This window comes from Chamaesiphon sp. VAR_69_metabat_338 (genome assembly GCF_031423935.1).
Classification (GTDB): Bacteria; Cyanobacteriota; Cyanobacteriia; order Cyanobacteriales; family Chamaesiphonaceae; genus Chamaesiphon.
On the sequence record NZ_JANPGM010000403.1, the window covers coordinates 1 to 2,611 of the forward strand.

At 48.0% G+C, this 2,611-nt stretch carries 2 protein-coding genes; one reads left to right on the top strand and one right to left on the bottom strand.

The annotated features are described in order from the left end of the window. Nucleotides 1-460 (top strand): HAD-IIB family hydrolase (locus RMO84_RS11205; protein ID WP_310488546.1); only part of this gene is annotated, 460 nt, incomplete at its 5' end. Between the two features lie 243 nt (nucleotides 461-703). On the opposite strand, the gene RMO84_RS11210 is transcribed toward RMO84_RS11205, so the two are convergent. After that, a complete protein-coding gene (locus tag RMO84_RS11210) occupies nucleotides 704-2,530 on the bottom strand; it encodes an ABC transporter ATP-binding protein (protein ID WP_310488547.1) in 1,827 nt (608 codons plus the stop codon). Nucleotides 2,531-2,611: the final 81 nt, after the last annotated feature.

Consider the following 2,611-nt stretch of genomic DNA (forward strand, 5'->3'; position numbering starts at 1 on the left):
CGACAGCGATACGGAGCTATATCTCGGACGCAGCGGCATTGGTGTCACACCCATTGGCGATTTGAGATCGGCCTTAATCGGGAGTCCGACCAAAATCTTGGCCATGTCTGAAGATATCGCGCTGATCCAGCACCTCCTGACCGATCTGCGGCAACGTTACGCGCCAGCCGACCTACATATCACCACCTCCGTCCCGATCTTTCTCGAAACTACGCAATCGGGTGTCGATAAAGGCAGCGCGATCGACTACGTTGCCCAGGAATTACTCGGCATCACCGCCGCAAATGTCCTGGCGATCGGCGATAACTATAATGATGTCGAAATGATTGGTTATGCCGGAATCGGTGTGGCGATGGGCAATGCGCCCAGTGATGTCCAATCGATCGCCAATTGGGTGGCACCCAGTGTTGATGCGGATGGTGCGGCTGTAGCGATCGAAAAGTTTATTCTCAATGCCTAAAAGGAATGGGTTGGTAAAGCAAGCTCTACCAACCCATCCTTTTATAATTACCGAAATTCTGAATAGAGATAAAACCAAAAAGAAGACCGACGACTGGCCGTGTTTCGTCTCGGTCTTCTTCTTGATTCGCTCCTCACACTAAATCAATAATACGGTCTTCATCCAATCTTGTCAATACTTTTACAAATATTAATTTGCTAAGGGTAAAAGTCACGAACCTTGACATTCCCGACAGCCATCGCTCTAAGTGCCCAACATTTGCAATTGATACAAGCTGGCATACAAACCACCTTGGGCGAGAAGGTCGTCATGGGAGCCAGATTCGATTAAGCTCCCTTGTTTGAGCACAAAAATCCGATCGACATTCCGAATCGTCGATAAACGGTGGGCGATGATTATCGCCGTCCGATCGGCGATCGCCAGATCCAAGGCTTCTTGAATTAAGACTTCCGTGCCGACATCTAGACTTGCGGTTGCTTCATCGAGTACCAGGATGCGGGGATTGCGAATAATCGATCGGGCAAAGGCAATCAACTGTTTTTGCCCAGCCGAGAGATTCGAGCCGCGTTCGCGGAGTTGGGTATCGTAGCCTTGGGGCAGTTGGGTAATAAATCGATCGACATTGGTCGATCGAGCTGCTTGAAGGATTTCCGCTTCGGTATAAGTTTCCCCCAGGGTAATATTCGTGCGCACATCCCCGGCAAACAAAAAGCCATCTTGCAAAATCACGCCCAGATAGCGGCGTAATTCGGCTTGAGTAATATTATTGATATCGACGCCATCGATTAAGATCCGACCTTTTGTCGGCTCATACAGGCGGCAGAGCAAGCGAATAATCGAGCTTTTCCCCGCACCAGTCGGCCCGACGAGGGCAATTTTTTCACCAGGTTTGATGGTGAAATCTAGATCGCGAATCACGTAGTCATCATCTTTATAAGCAAACCACACATGCTCGAATCGAATCTCGCCCTGGGAGGCACTATCGAGGTGCGTCATGTGCAGACTTTGAGCATTATCGATATCTTTGATTTCGATCGGTTCGTTCAAAATATCGTTAATCCGCTCGACGGCGGTAAATCCCGATTGAAAGGCCGTGAATTTTTCCGCAAACTGTCGCAACGGTTGAAAGAGTTGTTGCGCGTACAAGATAAACGCTGATAACTGACCAAAATCGAGGGTGCGATCGAGTACCTGCAAGCCACCCAACCATAATACTGCCGCGATCGCCACCAGCGAAATCCACTCTAATGTCGCTGACACCGCCGAGTCGTGAAAATTGGTTTTATCAATTTCTTGAATATATCGATCGCGGACTGTCCGAAACAGTTCGGCATTATATTGTTCGCGTTGAAATAATTGGACGACATTAATACCGACAATATTCTCTTGCACCATCGAGTTGAGGAGGGATAATTCCTCTCGACTGCGATAATTGGCTTGACGATATTGATGCTGGAAGTAAATTACTACTGCCCCAACGGGGATTAACATTACTAGCAACATTAGGGCAATTTGCCACTGGAGCCTAAACATAAAGTAGATTGTCACCAAGATCGAGAATAGATCGCTGACAATTCCAATCGCTCCAGTCGTAAACACGTCCCCTAGTGCTTCGACATCATTAGTCAATCGCGTAATCAACTTGCCCACGGGCGTCCGATCGAAAAATCGAACCGCTAAAGAAGTGACTCGATCGAATAAGTCATTCCGAATATCGGCGGTAATTTGTTGGCCGATTCTTTGCGATGTATAACCTTGGACTGCCGTCAGAATTAATCTAACTACTACTGTGGCGAGCAGCAACCAAGTTAGTAAATTTAACCCATCTAACATGGATAAATTGCTCACAAAATCCCAGGTTTTCTCATTCCTAATTTTAGAAATTGCCTGACCGATAATCAACGGCTGTACGGCATTAGAAATCGCTAACGGCACGAGCAAAACCAAGGAGATGATAAATAATTTGCCACTGCGCCGCGCGTAGGGTGCTAACCTCAATAACAATCGCCAATCACTACCGGGTAGTATTGGTGCGTCTGCTGTGCGGGGACGATCTGTAACATTAGTCATGTAGTCAGTTGGGAGTTGGGGGTTGGGAGTTGCGGCTCGCGCTCGTCGGGTTCCCCGACGGTATAGCGAGACAAGACAGGG

What these genes read in the sequence shown, in the direction of transcription:
- RMO84_RS11210 (WP_310488547.1), bottom strand. Translation starts at nt 2,530, where the DNA reads ATGACTAATGTTACAGATCGTCCCCGCACAGCAGACGCACCAATACTA.